Here is a 14,234-nt window from a genome sequence, read left to right on the forward strand (position 1 = left end):
GGAAGTGTGGCGACATACGGAGCTGAGAGATACTAATCGATCGAGGACTTAACCTATAAATAAGTATGATTCGGTATTCGTTAAAAAATGTTAGTTTTATTCAGTTTTCAGTGTTTTATTTCAAAAAAACACTTGCATATTGTGGTATATTTGATATAATATAATATGTCTTGAGAAATGAATAATAGTCTAGTGACGATGGCAAAGAGGTCACACCTGTTCCCATACCGAACACAGTAGTTAAGCTCTTTAGCGCCGATGGTAATTGGGGGTATCCCCCTGTGAGAGTAGGACGTTGCTAGTCTATATTTTTCTTAAATATAAAAAACGTGTAACTTCTAATTAATCCGCAGTAGCTCAGTGGTAGAGCAATCGGCTGTTAACCGATCGGTCGCAAGTTCGAGCCTTGCCTGCGGAGCCATTCTTGGAGAGCTGTCCGAGCGGCTGAAGGAGCACGATTGGAAATCGTGTAGGCGGTATACACTGTCTCAAGGGTTCAAATCCCTTGCTCTCCGCCAGGTTTTCAAAGGTTTTTAAAAGCAAGGCCCCTTGGTCAAGCGGTTAAGACACCGCCCTTTCACGGCGGTAACACGGGTTCGAGTCCCGTAGGGGTCACCATTTTCGGAGGATTAGCTCAGCTGGGAGAGCACCTGCCTTACAAGCAGGGGGTCGGCGGTTCGATCCCGTCATCCTCCACCATTTTCTTATAGCAATTATCGCGGAGTGGAGCAGTGGCAGCTCGTCGGGCTCATAACCCGAAGGTCGCAGGTTCAAATCCTGCCTCCGCAACCAAGGTCCCGTAGTGTAGCGGTTAACATGCCTGCCTGTCACGCAGGAGATCGCGGGTTCGATTCCCGTCGGGACCGCCATTTTTATGGTTCAGTAGCTCAGTCGGTAGAGCAAAGGACTGAAAATCCTTGTGTCGGCGGTTCGATTCCGTCCTGAACCACCATAATTGTGCCGGTGTAGCTCAGTTGGTAGAGCAACTGACTTGTAATCAGTAGGTCGAGGGTTCAACTCCTTTCGCCGGCACCATTTTTTCATATAGTAAAATAAATTCTGGTGGGGTAGCGAAGTGGCTAAACGCGGCGGACTGTAAATCCGCTCCCTCAGGGTTCGGCGGTTCGAATCCGTCCCCCACCACCATTTTTTTAACATAGGGGCATAGTTCAACGGTAGAATAGAGGTCTCCAAAACCTTTGGTGTGGGTTCGATTCCTACTGCCCCTGCCAATTTTAAAAACTATAGTAATGTGGCGATTGTGGCGAAGTGGTTAACGCATCGGGTTGTGGTCCCGACATTCGAGGGTTCGATTCCCTTCAGTCGCCCCATATTTTCATTTTACTACTTTGTAGTAGAATTATTTTTGTATAATGGCGATTGTGGCGAAGTGGTTAACGCATCGGGTTGTGGTCCCGACATTCGAGGGTTCGATTCCCTTCAGTCGCCCCATTATTTTCATAATTGATAACACTAATTATTAGTGGGGTATAGCCAAGCGGTAAGGCAACGGACTTTGACTCCGTCATTCGTTGGTTCGAATCCAGCTACCCCAGTAGTATGCGGAAGTAGTTCAGTGGTAGAATACAACCTTGCCAAGGTTGGGGTCGCGGGTTCGAATCCCGTCTTCCGCTCCATTTTATAAAAGTTATATTATGTAGGCGGCATAGCCAAGCGGTAAGGCACGGGTCTGCAACACCCTTACCACCGGTTCGATTCCGGTTGCCGCCTCCATTTTTTCTTTTTTGCCCGAGTGGTGGAATGGCAGACACGTCGCACTCAAAATGCGATGCTCTCTGGGCATGCCGGTTCAAGTCCGGCCTCGGGTATAATTCGAGTAATAAAAGAACGATGAGAAAGAGATCTTGTAAACATGTCGATTCATGTTTATAAGGCTTTTTTTTTGCTTAAAATTCATTAGACATTTATTACAATGAAAGAGGAATGATTGAATCGTGATATAAAAATTCCCCACTCTATAAAAGAGTGGGGCAGATGAGATTCAATCGTAGGCCGAAGCCTCTTCAAAAGAAAATTTGATCCATTGCGCTTGCCGATAGTTGGTTATAGGTCATGGGTCACAATGTGAAAGGTAAGAGGTCATTGGTTTGATTAAAAGGGATGATTGAACCTCACCTGGTTGTAAAGGGAGTCTCACCCTTTACAACGATTATAGGAAATACGCTTCTCCGTTAAAGTCTAATTCAATTTGATAGTTTTTCGCGTTAATTTTATTCGATAAAGCATGTGCTTTTTTCTCGAGTAATAATGCTTTTTGACGATATTCTTCAGGGTCGAAAAGAGCGATGCGATAAATCGGCGCACTTTCCGTTCCATAGCCGTACATCGGCTCTTCTGTTTCAGAAGTAGCGAGCTCTTTACATGTGTTCGCCTCAGCACGAAGCTGTGTAGCGCGTTCAATCGCTTCTACAATCGGTAAAGTCTCACCTTCGAATTCAATCGTATGATCGATATTCGCTCGATAAATGAGTGCATCGAGTTTACGGCTATCGAAGCGTACTTGTGCTAAGTCTTGTTCCACGTCTTTCATTGTACGTGTTTGTTCAGGGAATGGTTCAGCTTTTGTTTTGGAAACGAAAGCGACACGCATCAGTTCATTTTCTAAATCGTGTAATTGTGTACGTAAAATACTTTTTAATTTAATCGCTTCTGCTAAATAGATCATGCGATAACCTCCAAAGTTTGATTCGTTTTTAAAATGTGAGTGGTGCTCGTTCCACCGTGAATTTGGAAGAAAAATTGTCGTGCGGCTTCTAAGCGTTGTTGACATTCTTCCTCTGTCAGTTCATTAGGAAAGTAGAATAGTTGAATCGCTGCTGTCGTAGACTCATCCACCATCTCCGTAAGTGGTCGCTGTAAAGCTCCTGAATCTATGATGTAATCATCTTGAATGTTTCCATTAAGATGAACAGGAAAACTAAATTGTAAGGCGTAGAGTAAGTTAATGTCTTCTCCGCTATTCGTCAATGATTGCCATTCTTCTCGTTGAATTTTTTCAATTGTATCGTAAAAGGTAGATGGTTGAAATTGAGTAAATGACGTTTCTTGGAGAGGACGATCTTCGAGTTCAAAAAATAGTTGTTCTTGAAATAAGCGTAGCCTTCCTCTCAACATTTGAGGCGAATGTCCGACTTGTATTTTGGTATAATGGATAAGTCCAATTCGTTCAAATTCATTCAACGCATCTGTCCGAATGATTTTCACATAGGTCACCTCAATTAGTTTATTAATTCTTTTAGTATAGGGGGAAATGTTATGGATGTCCACCAATTGCAACAGCAAATTCGAGACTATGCAGCGTATATCGGCATCGATAAAATTGGATTTGCTTCCGCGGCACCTTTTGTCGAATTGAAGCAACGACTCATTCGTCATCGAGAGCTCGGGTATGAATCAGGATTCGAAGAAAAAGATTTAGATAAGCGAACGACGCCTACTTTGTTATTACCAGGAGCACAAAGCATTATCGCAATTGCGGTCGCTTATCCGTCTAAGATGAATGACAGTCCCAAAAGTACACGTGGTGAACGTCGTGGACTGTTTTGCCGAGCTTCATGGGGAACGGACTATCATCTCGTTTTAAAAGACATGCTGACGGAGTTAGAAGCGTTTATTTTGACGCTCGTTCCTGATGCGAAATTAAAATCGATGGTCGATACCGGAGAATTATCCGATCGAGCGGTTTCAGAACGTGCAGGTATCGGATGGTCAGGGAAAAATACGATGATCATTACCGAAGAATTTGGTTCTTACGTTTATTTAGGTGAGATGATTACGAATATTCCTTTCGTACCAGATACACCGATGGAAGATCAATGTGGAGATTGTCGTTTATGTATGGATGTTTGTCCGACCGGTGCTCTCGTGCAACCCGGACAATTGAATGCTCAAAGGTGTATCGCTTTTTTAACGCAGACGAAAAATCCTGTACCACTTGAATTTCGAGATAAAATTGGAAATCGTATTTACGGTTGTGATACGTGTCAAACCGTTTGTCCGAAAAATCGTAAAAAATATAATCAACATCAAGAAGCATTCAAACCAGATGGAGAGCTAGTGAAACCTTTACTGAAGCCTTTACTGCAATTATCGAATCGTCAATTTAAAGAGCGTTTCGGTCATATGTCAGGTTCATGGCGAGGAAAAAATCCGATACAGCGCAATGCGTTAATTGCACTTGCACATTTTAAAGATGAAACGGCTCTTCCTGATATTCATCGAATTTTACAAGAAGATGCGCGCCCGATGATGCGTGGAACAGCAGCTTGGGCAACAGCGAAAATATTAGATGATTCAAGTATTGCAATATTGGAAAGTTGCTTGCAAAATGAAGAAGAGGAAAGCGTGCGTCTCGAAATCGAGGCAGCGCTCGCCGAATTTAAAGAGAAAGAAGAGAATATGGATGGCTAATCATATCGTTTTATATCAACCGCTTATCCCAGCGAATACGGGAAATATATCACGCACATGTGCAGGGACTCGCACGACATTGCATCTCATTCGCCCGCTCGGGTTTTCCACAGAAGATAAAGCTTTGAAGCGTGCAGGACTCGATTATTGGGAGCATGTGGATATCGTGTATCATGATCACCTTGATGAATTGTTTCACGCTTATCCAGAAGGTTATTTTTATTACATTACGAAATTTGGTTCACATACGTATACGGACCGTGATTACACAGTAGAAGGAGATCATTTCTTTATTTTCGGTCAAGAGACGAAAGGACTGCCTGATACTTTGTTACAACAAAACCCTGAGCGTTGTTTACGCATCCCAATGGACGATACACATATTCGTGCATTGAATTTATCGAACACGGCAGCGCTTGTACTTTATGAAGCATTGCGTCAACAAGGTTGGCCACATTTAACATAAAAAAATGCCTCACTCGATGAAGAGTGAGGCATTTTTACAATTAGCGAACGTTATTCGCTTTGTTTTCGTAACCACCTGTGAAGATTGCAGATAAGAATGCGAAGCAAACTGCTCCGATAAGAATAAGTTTCATGGACTTAACCTCCTGTATAATAATCTTCTATTAATTATACATGATATGAATGAAAATGAACATGCTTGAAAAAGATTTCTCGAAAAGAATGGCGGAATTGCGAATTGATAAATAAATTGATAAATATATTATAAAAAATAATATATTAATACTTTCGTATGATATAATTGTATTAATTATGAAGGGAGATGAATAATATGTTTGGAAGAAAAAATTTCGCTGCTGAAGAAGAGCGACTGCAAGCAGAAATTCGATCTTTGGAAGACGAATTACGTCGCGAGCGTCAAAATACAACATCGCAAATTCAAAATATGAAAGCGCAAATGTTGCGTGCAGTGGAACAATATAAGTCTGATTTACATAATACACAATCTGATGGACGTGCTCTTGAGCAATTAGAACGTAATTTGCAATCATTCGTTCAAGAATACTCAACTGCGACATCAAACGTAGAGCAAATATTTACATATAGCGATGAATTAAAAGAAGATACGGATGTTTTAATCGAAGGTGCGAGTACGGGATTAAATGAAGTGAACGGAACAGCAAATCTGATGAAAGACTTAGGGAGTCAAATTAAATCATCTGTTCAAAGTATCGCTAATTTAAGTGCACGTTCTGAAGAAATTCAATCGATCGTAGGAGTTATTGAAGATATTGCTGCTCAAACGAATTTACTTGCGCTAAACGCATCTATTGAAGCAGCACGAGCAGGTGAATCTGGAAAAGGTTTCGCAGTAGTCGCACAAGAAGTTCGTAAGCTGGCAGAAAGTACGTCAGATAGTACAGCGAATATTCAAACGTTGACAAATTCTTTACGTGAAGAAATTGAAGAAGCTTTAAAAGCGACTAAACGTAGTTCAGAAATGATTGAACGCAGTGTGAAAGCGAGTTTAACGACCGCTGACAAAATTGCTGAAATTTTATCAGCAGTAGAAGCGGGAGAAGCAAATATTGAATTCATTCGCCAGCTGTCTGAAGAACAACAACGTCAGATGAAAACACTTGAACAGCAAGCGCACGATTTAACGAATGATTTAAATCAAATCGATATTTCAGATCAAACGGCACAATTTGCGGAAGCATTTGAACGTACTGTCGAGAAAGCCGTTCATTCGATTTAATGAATAGTAAAAAGAGTTGACCACATTATAAATGTGACAACTCTTTTTTTATCGAAATTTTTTGTTTTGTGATCGGATGAACAAAATTTAATTCATTTGCGACTAAAGCGTACGGTTCTTCTTGTTTTTCTCCCCCGTACATTTCATCTCCGACAATCGGGTGGCCGATTGAGCTAAAGTGGACACGGATTTGATGTGTGCGTCCCGTATGAAGTTGAACACGTACGACAGAGTATTGTTGAGTGACTTGAATCGCTTCGTATGTTGTCCGACTTGCTTTTCCTGTTTCGGATGTGTGACGTTTCGTTTGATGGTGACGGTCACGGCCGATCGCTTGTCGAATTGCGCCACGTTTTTTCAATAAGCGGCCTTCCACGACAGCTTCGTAAAAGCGTTCGACTTCCCCGCGTTCAAACATACGATCGAGAAGGTTTTTCGCAATTGGATGTTTAGCGATTAATACGAGTCCAGCTGTTTCGTAATCGAGACGGTGGACATGTTCCACATAAGGATGTGGTGCGGTCATTGCTTGGACGTGATTCATTAACGTATCGTGTTCACCGACTTCGTTCGGATGAACTTTGAGAAAAGCAGGTTTCCAAACGATGAGAAGGTGTTCGTCTTCGTATAGTCGCTCATGTTCTACCAATGTAGGTGCGTAGGAACTTTGTGCTTGTAATGTGATGTTCACCATTTCTCCTTGATTGATTAATTCATGAAATGGAATCGGCTTGTCATGATGTTTGAACGCTTGGTCCATACGCAGTTGATGGCGTAATTTTTTGCCGAGTTGCCAATCATCTTGTAGCAATTCGTCGACCGATTGAGTTTTTAAAAATGTGTAAGGGATGATCATTTGATATACGGTGTTAAGAAGTTTTCGATTTGGCTCGCATCATGATAGCCTGTAATGCGTTCAACTTCTTGGCCATCTTCGAATACCATCAATGTCGGCCATCCTTCTAAAGCATATTCGTTTTTCCCTGATTCAAACTCCAATACGTTAAATTGTCCGAAATGAGGAACTGTGACATCGTTCATCACTTTCATTAATTCTGGTGTCATTTGTTGACAATATTGACATGTTGGGTGGAAGAAATAAGCGATTGTCGTTTCTCCCGTATTAATATCTTTTTGCAATTGTTCTGGTGTCGTAATATTTTGGTAGTTTTCATCTTTTAGTAAAGCGATCGTAGCTGAATCGAGCTTATCTTTACCGTAAGGATTTCCTTCACTTTTCTTTTCTGCTGATTGACTAGATAAAAAAGCAACGACGGCGAATAAAGCGATAATGACGACGCCACTAATAGCTAATTTTTTCAAAATCATCATTCCTTTCGATTATTTATTCATTTTCATGAGGCGAATGCTTAAAATGAAAATAAGACTAAATGCGATGAGTGAAAGTGCTGGAATCGTAATGAATCCTAAATAGTTAACGTATTGCGCTGTACAAGGAACTCCATCTCCACAGCTCGGTGCATTTTCTTGTAAAAGTGGTAACTTTTGAAGTGCGTAGTGATATGCTGCGAGTGCTGTACCGAGACCAGAAAAAATGGCTGTTGTGAGCGCTACTCGTTTATTCTTTTGTGCAATTGCAACTCCGATAATGATGACGAGCGGGTACATTAAAATACGTTGATACCAACAATATGTACATGGCACAAAGCCGTGCACTTCAGAATAGTATAACGAACCGATCGTTGCAATCGTCGCAATAATCCACATACTGAGCAAAATATTTTCACTCTTTTTGTTCATTTCCAATCACCTCGATTAGTATAGGGATTTCGTAGACTGTTGTCCACAAAAAGTAATTTTACAGGAGTAATATTAAGAAGTGATGAAAATTTGAAGAATCTTTGAATTTTCATACGACTCGTAGAAAAGATAGAAAAAACACAAGCTTATGCAAACATAAACTTGTGCCATAATTTTACTCTGCGACTGTCGGAATCGCTTCTTGAATTTTCTTTGCCTCGACAAACGAAATGTGATGTCCTTCTACTTCGAGAGCAGAGAAGACATATTGTTGTTCGATAATTTTTTCATTCGGCGCAGCTTCGAAATGTTGCGACATGAACCAACCACCGATCGTATCGATATCTTCATTTTCGATGTGAATGCCTAAAATATCGTTGACGACATCTAACAATACTTTTGAATCGAAGATGTAATGTGATTCTGTAATTTTTCGAATTTCAGGTACTTCGTGCACGTCAAACTCATCTTGGATTTCCCCGACAATTTCTTCTAAAATATCTTCGATTGTAACGAGTCCGCTCGTCCCTCCGTATTCATCAACGAGAATAGACATGTGAATTCGTTCGCGTTGAATCTTTAAAAGAAGGTCTCCGATAGGCATCGTTTCAATCGCATGAATGATTGGCTGCATATACTCTGTTACAAGATGATCTCCTGTCGTCGGATCTTTAATGTATGCGGAGAGTAAATGTTTAATGTTGACGAGTCCGATGACATTATCTTTATCCCCTTCAATCACAGGATAGCGTGTATATTGTTCTACCCCAATGACTTCAAATACGTCATTTAACGTAAATGTGTGGTCAATCGTCATCATTTCAGTACGTGGCGTCATAATTTCTTTTGCAATACGGTCGTCAAACTCAAATATTTTATTGACGAATTTATATTCCGCTTGATTAATTTCTCCACTCTTATAGCTGTCCGATAAAATCATGCGTAATTCTTCTTCTGTATGGCTCGTTTCTTGTTTGTTCATTGAATTGAAGCCGAACGCTTTTACGAGTAAGCGTGCTGAACCGTTCAACATTTTGATGAGCGGATACATGACAATGTAAAAGAGACGTAGCGGTTTTGCGAACAAGAGCGTAATCTGTTCCGCTTTTTGAATCGCAATCGTTTTCGGCGCAAGTTCACCGATGACGACGTGTGCAAATGTTACGACAGAAAAAGCGATGATGAAGGAAAGTGTCGTCTCTGTACTGCTCGATAATTGAAGTCGCTCAAATAGAGGGACGAGCAACTGTCGAACAGTAGGCTCTCCAAGCATACCGAGTCCGAGTGCTGTCATCGTAATGCCGAGCTGACAAGCGGATAAGTATTCATCCAATTGATCGGTAATTTTTTTAGCGATGACGGCTTTTTGATTTCCTTCATCTATTAATTGTTCTAACCTTGTAGAACGCACTTTTACGATGGCAAACTCAGCAGCTACGAAAAATGCAGTTAAAATGATTAAGACAGCAAATGCTGTCAATCGTATCGGAATGTCCAAATAGTGGCTTCACTTATGCGAATATTCGGAATAAATGAAGCTCCCACCTCCTATAAAATAAAAAATGTTAGTTACATCTTATAGTAGTGGAAAAGACGATAAATTACAATAAAATACACTTTTAGTTATCGTATACATGGAAAAGCATCAGTTCATGAATCATTTTTTCGCATTGTTCGATATTATTCGGCTTTTCGGACTCCCAAACGATTGAACCATCTTGTTCGTAATTCGCAAAATATTTTTTTCCTTCATATAAAAAAGAGACGATCCAACCAGGCAATTCGCTATTTGGAAACATTCGTTCATACTTAAAATGTTGTAACATATTATTCCCCTCCTTTATGTAATGTCTATTATACGAAAGATGTAGCATATATTGCTATGAGGAAGAATTAACCTTTGTTATACTTAAGCATGTTACGAGAAAAAGGGTGAGCATATGAACTTTTTATGGACTGTACTTTTCATGGCAATCGTTGGAGCTCTCATTGGAGCTTTTACGAATCATATTGCGATTTTAATGTTGTTTCGCCCACATGAAGCGAAGTACATAGGATCGTGGCGCCTGCCATTTACACCGGGTTTAATCCCGAAACGTCGAGCGGAACTTGCGACACAGTTAGGTCGAACGGTGAATGACTACTTATTGACACCGGAAACATTTAAAGAGAAGTTATTAACTCAAGAGACACGACAAGTTGTAAGTGATACGATTGAACAACAAGCTGTGCACCATATTTTTCAATCTGAAAAGACGTTAGCTGAATGGTTGCGACTTGTAGAAGGTGAAAAATTCATTCCGATTGTTGAGCAAGAAGTGACAGCGTACGCGAGCAAGCAATTGTATCAATTCAAAGACTATTTATACGGGGGAACGATTGAACAAGTCGTCCCAGCGAAATGGCTTATGCAATTTGATGAGAAAGTGGAGAATGTGCCGAACTGGATTTTGCAACGCGGGGAAACTTTCGTTCGTTCCGATGAAGGAGCGCATCTATTCCGAAAGTTACTGAACAACTTTTTAGAATCGAAAGGGACATTCGGTAATATGTTGCAAATGATGGTGGGTGATTCGAATACAGTCGTTGAAAAGTTTCAAAAAGAAGCGCTGAAATTTTTGAGCGCTGCTGAAACGGAACAATTGTTGCGCGGTATTATCGCAAAAGAATGGGATATGTTGAAACAAAAGCCTGTTCAAGAGTTGTTACAAAATATCGATTGGTCACAAATTGAAAAAGATATGAATGCTTTTATTTTGCGTAAAATGGATATTCAAGAACGCTTAAATCATCCGCTCTCTCATTACTGGCCTACTGGTTCTGCTTGGTTTACGGAAGAAGTGTTGACGAAATTAGTCGACGCACTTTTCAAAATCGGGGAAGAGAAATTGGAGATTGGATTGCGAGCATTGAAAATCGATGAAATGGTAGAGAAACAAGTGAATGATTTTCCAATCGAAACATTGGAAGGACTCGTCATTCAAATTGCGACACGCGAGTTGAAAATGATCACCGTGCTCGGTGGAGTACTCGGTGGTGTCATCGGAATCGTACAAGGACTGATCGTATTTTTCACCACATAATGGAGAGGAGTCATGAACATGACAGTAAATATTTATGACGATATTAATCGTTTAGAAGCGAGCTTTAAACAGACAGAACAATTCGAGGCACTCGTTGCAGCGGTAGAGGTAGTGAAAGCAGATGAAGAAGCACAACGCCTTTTCGTCGCATTCCGAGATATGCAAATGGAACTTCAACAGCAACAAGCGATGGGCGTCGATATGACGGAAGAACAATTAACAGAAGCGCAACAAGTTGCAGAACAAGCACAAACGAATGAAAAAATTATGGCGATGCTTCAAGCAGAAATGCAATTGAGTGAAGTGCTCAACGAAGTGAATCGTGTTTTAGTGAAACCGATTCAAGATTTATATAACGGACTATAATAAGAAGAGGCGGACGCTTAGGCGTTCGTCTTTTTGTTTGCCGATAGCATCCTTTTTCATTTCACGATATAGTATAGATACATATGTTGAGAAAGAAGGACAGTTATGAAAAATATTTATTTCAAAGAGCCGATTACGGAAGAATACGTCCGTTTATATACGCATTTAGCAAATTTGTTTTTTGAAGAATCAAAAGTTCGTCAACCGATGACGGGGGATTATCAAGTGTCGATCGAGGTAGAAGAACGAGAAGGACATTATGTTGGTAAAGCGACATTGCAGACGACAGAAAATAAATACGAAACGACGTATGAAGAAAAGATTGAGCAACAATGGCTATCGGAAAAGCATCAAGTGAAACGAGTGAAATCGCGTCTCTTTTTACAATTGCTTGAGGAAGAGACAGGGATGACACAAAGTTGGGGAGTGCTTACGGGAATTCGTCCGATGAAGTTATATCACCAACATATGCAAAAGTTAGGTGATCGCGAGCAAGTTCATGAACTGTTACGCAAACAGTATCGAATTAGCGAAGATAAAATTGAACTTCTCGCTGAAATTGAACGAGTTCAACTACGTGCTTTACCTGATTTATATGATTTGAAAAAAGAGGTGAGCGTTTATATCGGGATTCCGTTTTGTCCGACGAAATGCGCTTACTGTACATTCCCAGCATATGCGATTCATCGCAAAAACAACCGTGTCGACAATTTTTTAGATGCGCTCCACTTAGAAGTTGAAGCGATTGGAAAATGGTTGACAGAACACGATGTCCGCATTACATCGATTTACTTTGGTGGAGGTACACCGACGTCGATCGAAGCGCATGAAATGGATGCGTTATATGAAAAAGTGTATAACAGCTTCCCGAATATGGACAAAGTGCGAGAGATTACAGTAGAAGCGGGAAGACCAGATACGATTACAGAAGAAAAATTAGCGGTATTAAACAAATGGAAAATCGACCGCATTAGCGTCAATCCACAATCCTTTACGAATGCGACATTGAAGGCGATCGGCCGTCACCATTCCGTAGAAGAAACGATTGAAAAGTTTCATCTCGCACGTGAACACGGCATGAATAATATTAATATGGATTTAATAATCGGTTTGCCGAATGAAGATGAGACACATTACGCTCATTCTTTAGCGGAAACAGAAAAATTAATGCCAGAGTCTGTGACGATGCATACTTTGTCGTTTAAACGAGCGAGCCATATGTCGCAAAACAAAGAGAAGTACAAAGTCGCCGATCGCAAAACGACAGAGCGGATGATGCAAATGGGCGTAGATTGGGCGAAAGAACACGAGTACATCCCATACTACATGTACCGACAAAAAAATATTTTAGGAAATTTAGAAAATGTCGGGTATAGCAAGTTTGGAGAAGAAAGCTTATACAATATTGTCATTATGGAAGAAGCGCAAACGATCATCGGTCTCGGAAGCGGAGCAACGAGTAAGTTCATGAAGCACGGCAGTAGAAAATTACAGCAATATATGAATCCGAAAGACCCTGCGAGTTATGCGCTGACGATTGATCAATCGATTGAAGAGAAAATCGACTGGTTAAATAAAATCGTCAAATAATCGTCACAACGATGTATAATGAATGAGAATAATAGTGTTTGAAAGGGGAATAAACAATGGAGAAAGTAGTACATGTTCAATATGAGGGGAATATCGCAACGGTGACGATGAGTCGTCCAGAAGCGATGAATGCAGTGAATATTAAAATGATGGAAGAGCTCGAATTAACATTTCGCGAATTAAAAGAACGCGAAGATATTCAAATTGTCATCCTAAAAGGTGAAGGAAGAGCATTTAGCGCGGGGGGCGACATTAAACAAATGTTGTCGAATGAATTGACGGATCGAATGGATGATGTGATGGACATCGTTAGCAATATGGCGATGCATATGTATCAACTACCACAAATTATGATTTCTCACGTTCAAGGAGCGGCAGCGGGTATCGGCCTAAGCATTGCGTTATCAAGCGATTACATCGTAGCAGAACGCGCGAGCAAAATTGCGATGAACTTCATAGGAATCGGTTTAGTTCCTGACGGTGGCGGGCACTTTTTCTTAAAAGAAAGATTAGGCGCTGAACGAGCAAAACAGCTCATTTGGCAAGGAAAAGTGATGGAGGCGGAAGAAGCTTATCGTTTAGGTTTAGTGGATGAAATCGTTGAAAATGGCGATACTGCGAGTTTTGAAACATTCATTAAAAAATTGCAACAAGCTCCTTTAAAAAGTATGCAAGAAACGAAATATATTTTACGAAGCTCAAACTATGAGCAACTAGCTCAAATGTTGCAAAAAGAAAAAGCGGGTCAATTGAAAATGAAAGATACGGAAGATTATCGTGAAGGAATTAAGGCATTTGTTGAAAAACGTGCACCACAATTTAAAGGAAAGTAATAATAACTCTTTACTATTAAGAAATTAGTCCGATATAAGTAGTAGAGAAAAAAACATGCGGAGGTGTCACGATGAATATAAGAGTTCCTAGTTCAGCAGTAGCGACTCCGATGAACAATCAATCATCTTCGGAAGAGACTGTCGTTGAACAAGTGCGTGAATCGCAAGAAATGGCTCAAATGAAAAGTGAAGTACAAGATCAAATAACGAAAGAACAAGCGAAACAAATGGCAGATAGTATGAATCATTTTTTAGAAACCGTGGATACGCAATTGCGTTTTAAATATCACGATAAGTTAAATGAGTACTACGTCACGATTGTCGATTCAAAAACAGACAAAGTCGTTCGCGAAATCCCATCGAAGAAATTGATGGATATTCACGCGGCAATGCGCGAATATATCGGTTTATTAGTAGACCAAAAAATTTAAGGATGAGGTGTTATAA

Annotated in this window: 15 protein-coding genes, 16 tRNA genes and 1 rRNA gene; 25 read left to right on the top strand and 7 right to left on the bottom strand. The window is 40.4% G+C overall.

Going from position 1 to position 14,234, the window contains the following annotated elements; genetic code table 11:
- The first annotated feature begins 188 nt into the window (after window positions 1–188).
- From rrf to ACFQ0V_RS08725, 17 genes are all read left to right on the top strand, one after another.
- A 5S ribosomal RNA gene (rrf, locus tag ACFQ0V_RS08645) occupies window positions 189–304 on the top strand.
- Window positions 305–346: 42 nt separating this feature from the next.
- Window positions 347–421: transfer RNA gene (locus ACFQ0V_RS08650), tRNA-Asn, on the top strand.
- A 5-nt stretch (window positions 422–426) separates the two neighbouring features.
- A tRNA-Ser gene (locus tag ACFQ0V_RS08655) sits at window positions 427–518 on the top strand.
- Window positions 519–543: 25 nt separating this feature from the next.
- Window positions 544–618, top strand: a tRNA-Glu gene (locus ACFQ0V_RS08660).
- A gap of 5 nt (window positions 619–623) precedes the next feature.
- A tRNA-Val gene (locus ACFQ0V_RS08665) sits at window positions 624–699 on the top strand.
- A gap of 18 nt (window positions 700–717) precedes the next feature.
- A tRNA-Met gene (locus ACFQ0V_RS08670) sits at window positions 718–792 on the top strand.
- 1 nt (window position 793) lies between these two features.
- Window positions 794–869: transfer RNA gene (locus tag ACFQ0V_RS08675), tRNA-Asp, on the top strand.
- A 7-nt stretch (window positions 870–876) separates the two neighbouring features.
- A tRNA-Phe gene (locus ACFQ0V_RS08680) sits at window positions 877–952 on the top strand.
- Window positions 953–959: 7 nt separating this feature from the next.
- Window positions 960–1,035, top strand: a tRNA-Thr gene (locus tag ACFQ0V_RS08685).
- Between the two features lie 26 nt (window positions 1,036–1,061).
- A tRNA-Tyr gene (locus ACFQ0V_RS08690) sits at window positions 1,062–1,146 on the top strand.
- A 12-nt stretch (window positions 1,147–1,158) separates the two neighbouring features.
- A tRNA-Trp gene (locus ACFQ0V_RS08695) sits at window positions 1,159–1,232 on the top strand.
- Between the two features lie 23 nt (window positions 1,233–1,255).
- Window positions 1,256–1,331: transfer RNA gene (locus tag ACFQ0V_RS08700), tRNA-His, on the top strand.
- A 45-nt stretch (window positions 1,332–1,376) separates the two neighbouring features.
- Window positions 1,377–1,452, top strand: a tRNA-His gene (locus ACFQ0V_RS08705).
- 32 nt (window positions 1,453–1,484) lie between these two features.
- A tRNA-Gln gene (locus ACFQ0V_RS08710) sits at window positions 1,485–1,556 on the top strand.
- 6 nt (window positions 1,557–1,562) lie between these two features.
- Window positions 1,563–1,637 (top strand) — tRNA-Gly (locus ACFQ0V_RS08715).
- Window positions 1,638–1,660: 23 nt separating this feature from the next.
- Window positions 1,661–1,734: transfer RNA gene (locus ACFQ0V_RS08720), tRNA-Cys, on the top strand.
- A gap of 13 nt (window positions 1,735–1,747) precedes the next feature.
- Window positions 1,748–1,829, top strand: a tRNA-Leu gene (locus tag ACFQ0V_RS08725).
- 341 nt (window positions 1,830–2,170) lie between these two features.
- Here the strand turns inward: ACFQ0V_RS08725 and ACFQ0V_RS08730 are convergent.
- Together ACFQ0V_RS08730 and ACFQ0V_RS08735 are read right to left on the bottom strand one after the other, a co-directional pair.
- The gene (locus tag ACFQ0V_RS08730; protein WP_381012325.1) at window positions 2,171–2,686 is read right to left on the bottom strand and encodes a hypothetical protein; all 516 of its coding nucleotides are present in this window, start codon (window positions 2,684–2,686) and stop codon (window positions 2,171–2,173) included.
- A complete protein-coding gene (locus ACFQ0V_RS08735; protein WP_381012328.1) occupies window positions 2,683–3,225 on the bottom strand; it encodes a hypothetical protein in 543 nt (180 codons plus the stop codon). The genes ACFQ0V_RS08730 and ACFQ0V_RS08735 overlap by 4 nt, the downstream gene beginning before the upstream one ends.
- Before the next feature lie 51 nt (window positions 3,226–3,276).
- Here ACFQ0V_RS08735 and queG point away from each other — a divergent pair, with 51 nt between their 5' ends.
- From queG to ACFQ0V_RS08750, 3 genes are all read left to right on the top strand, one after another.
- On the top strand, window positions 3,277–4,431 hold the full coding sequence (gene queG / locus ACFQ0V_RS08740) for a tRNA epoxyqueuosine(34) reductase QueG (protein WP_381012331.1): 1,155 nt from the start codon (window positions 3,277–3,279) through the stop codon (window positions 4,429–4,431).
- Window positions 4,424–4,897 carry a tRNA (uridine(34)/cytosine(34)/5-carboxymethylaminomethyluridine(34)-2'-O)-methyltransferase TrmL gene (gene trmL / locus ACFQ0V_RS08745; protein ID WP_381012334.1) on the top strand — a complete coding sequence of 158 codons (474 nt, stop codon included), beginning with the start codon at window positions 4,424–4,426 and terminating at the stop codon, window positions 4,895–4,897. Before queG ends, trmL begins: the two co-directional genes overlap by 8 nt.
- 330 nt (window positions 4,898–5,227) lie before the next feature.
- Window positions 5,228–6,154 carry a methyl-accepting chemotaxis protein gene (locus ACFQ0V_RS08750; protein ID WP_381012336.1) on the top strand — a complete coding sequence of 309 codons (927 nt, stop codon included), beginning with the start codon at window positions 5,228–5,230 and terminating at the stop codon, window positions 6,152–6,154.
- Between the two features lie 25 nt (window positions 6,155–6,179).
- On the opposite strand, the gene ACFQ0V_RS08755 is transcribed toward ACFQ0V_RS08750, so the two are convergent.
- The 5 genes from ACFQ0V_RS08755 to ACFQ0V_RS08775 all read right to left on the bottom strand — a co-directional run bounded on the left by ACFQ0V_RS08755 (window position 6,180) and on the right by ACFQ0V_RS08775 (window position 9,741).
- The gene (locus ACFQ0V_RS08755; RefSeq protein WP_381012339.1) at window positions 6,180–7,010 is read right to left on the bottom strand and encodes an RluA family pseudouridine synthase; all 831 of its coding nucleotides are present in this window, start codon (window positions 7,008–7,010) and stop codon (window positions 6,180–6,182) included.
- Window positions 7,007–7,477 carry a thioredoxin family protein gene (locus tag ACFQ0V_RS08760; protein WP_381012342.1) on the bottom strand — a complete coding sequence of 157 codons (471 nt, stop codon included), beginning with the start codon at window positions 7,475–7,477 and terminating at the stop codon, window positions 7,007–7,009. Before ACFQ0V_RS08760 ends, ACFQ0V_RS08755 begins: the two co-directional genes overlap by 4 nt.
- Window positions 7,478–7,495: 18 nt before the next feature.
- Complete coding sequence (locus ACFQ0V_RS08765) at window positions 7,496–7,915, bottom strand: disulfide oxidoreductase (protein WP_381012344.1); 420 nt, start codon at window positions 7,913–7,915, stop codon at window positions 7,496–7,498.
- A 175-nt stretch (window positions 7,916–8,090) separates the two neighbouring features.
- Window positions 8,091–9,413 carry a hemolysin family protein gene (locus tag ACFQ0V_RS08770; protein WP_381012347.1) on the bottom strand — a complete coding sequence of 441 codons (1,323 nt, stop codon included), beginning with the start codon at window positions 9,411–9,413 and terminating at the stop codon, window positions 8,091–8,093.
- Window positions 9,414–9,534: 121 nt separating this feature from the next.
- The gene (locus ACFQ0V_RS08775; RefSeq protein WP_381012350.1) at window positions 9,535–9,741 is read right to left on the bottom strand and encodes a DUF5342 family protein; all 207 of its coding nucleotides are present in this window, start codon (window positions 9,739–9,741) and stop codon (window positions 9,535–9,537) included.
- 114 nt (window positions 9,742–9,855) lie between these two features.
- Here ACFQ0V_RS08775 and ACFQ0V_RS08780 point away from each other — a divergent pair, with 114 nt between their 5' ends.
- The 5 genes from ACFQ0V_RS08780 (at window position 9,856) to flaG (ending at window position 14,218) form a co-directional block, all read left to right on the top strand.
- Entirely contained in the window at window positions 9,856–10,998 is a 1,143-nt protein-coding gene (locus ACFQ0V_RS08780) for a DUF445 family protein (RefSeq protein ID WP_381012353.1), read from the top strand.
- Between the two features lie 18 nt (window positions 10,999–11,016).
- Window positions 11,017–11,364, top strand: a complete 348-nt coding sequence (locus ACFQ0V_RS08785) for a YlbF family regulator (protein WP_381012356.1) — start codon at window positions 11,017–11,019, stop codon at window positions 11,362–11,364.
- A gap of 105 nt (window positions 11,365–11,469) precedes the next feature.
- A complete protein-coding gene (locus ACFQ0V_RS08790; RefSeq protein WP_381012359.1) occupies window positions 11,470–12,954 on the top strand; it encodes a coproporphyrinogen III oxidase in 1,485 nt (494 codons plus the stop codon).
- Window positions 12,955–13,010: 56 nt separating this feature from the next.
- On the top strand, window positions 13,011–13,787 hold the full coding sequence (locus ACFQ0V_RS08795; protein ID WP_381012362.1) for an enoyl-CoA hydratase: 777 nt from the start codon (window positions 13,011–13,013) through the stop codon (window positions 13,785–13,787).
- Between the two features lie 71 nt (window positions 13,788–13,858).
- A complete protein-coding gene (gene flaG / locus ACFQ0V_RS08800; RefSeq protein ID WP_381012365.1) occupies window positions 13,859–14,218 on the top strand; it encodes a flagellar protein FlaG in 360 nt (119 codons plus the stop codon).
- The last annotated feature ends 16 nt before the right edge of the window (window positions 14,219–14,234 follow it).

It is taken from the genome of Savagea faecisuis (assembly GCF_042675605.1).
Lineage (GTDB): Bacteria > Bacillota > Bacilli > Bacillales_A > Planococcaceae > Savagea > Savagea faecisuis.

Bases quoted from the DNA above. Each gene is read 5' to 3' on its own strand.
- ACFQ0V_RS08775 (WP_381012350.1), bottom strand. From the start codon at position 9,741: ATGTTACAACATTTTAAGTATGAACGAATGTTTCCAAATAGCGAATTG.
- ACFQ0V_RS08795 (WP_381012362.1), top strand. From the start codon at position 13,011: ATGGAGAAAGTAGTACATGTTCAATATGAGGGGAATATCGCAACGGTG.
- ACFQ0V_RS08780 (WP_381012353.1), top strand. From the start codon at position 9,856: ATGAACTTTTTATGGACTGTACTTTTCATGGCAATCGTTGGAGCTCTC.
- ACFQ0V_RS08730 (WP_381012325.1), bottom strand. From the start codon at position 2,686: ATGATCTATTTAGCAGAAGCGATTAAATTAAAAAGTATTTTACGTACA.
- flaG (WP_381012365.1), top strand. From the start codon at position 13,859: ATGAATATAAGAGTTCCTAGTTCAGCAGTAGCGACTCCGATGAACAAT.
- ACFQ0V_RS08790 (WP_381012359.1), top strand. From the start codon at position 11,470: ATGAAAAATATTTATTTCAAAGAGCCGATTACGGAAGAATACGTCCGT.
- trmL (WP_381012334.1), top strand. From the start codon at position 4,424: ATGGCTAATCATATCGTTTTATATCAACCGCTTATCCCAGCGAATACG.
- queG (WP_381012331.1), top strand. From the start codon at position 3,277: ATGGATGTCCACCAATTGCAACAGCAAATTCGAGACTATGCAGCGTAT.
- ACFQ0V_RS08765 (WP_381012344.1), bottom strand. From the start codon at position 7,915: ATGAACAAAAAGAGTGAAAATATTTTGCTCAGTATGTGGATTATTGCG.
- ACFQ0V_RS08755 (WP_381012339.1), bottom strand. From the start codon at position 7,010: ATGATCATCCCTTACACATTTTTAAAAACTCAATCGGTCGACGAATTG.
- ACFQ0V_RS08750 (WP_381012336.1), top strand. From the start codon at position 5,228: ATGTTTGGAAGAAAAAATTTCGCTGCTGAAGAAGAGCGACTGCAAGCA.
- ACFQ0V_RS08785 (WP_381012356.1), top strand. From the start codon at position 11,017: ATGACAGTAAATATTTATGACGATATTAATCGTTTAGAAGCGAGCTTT.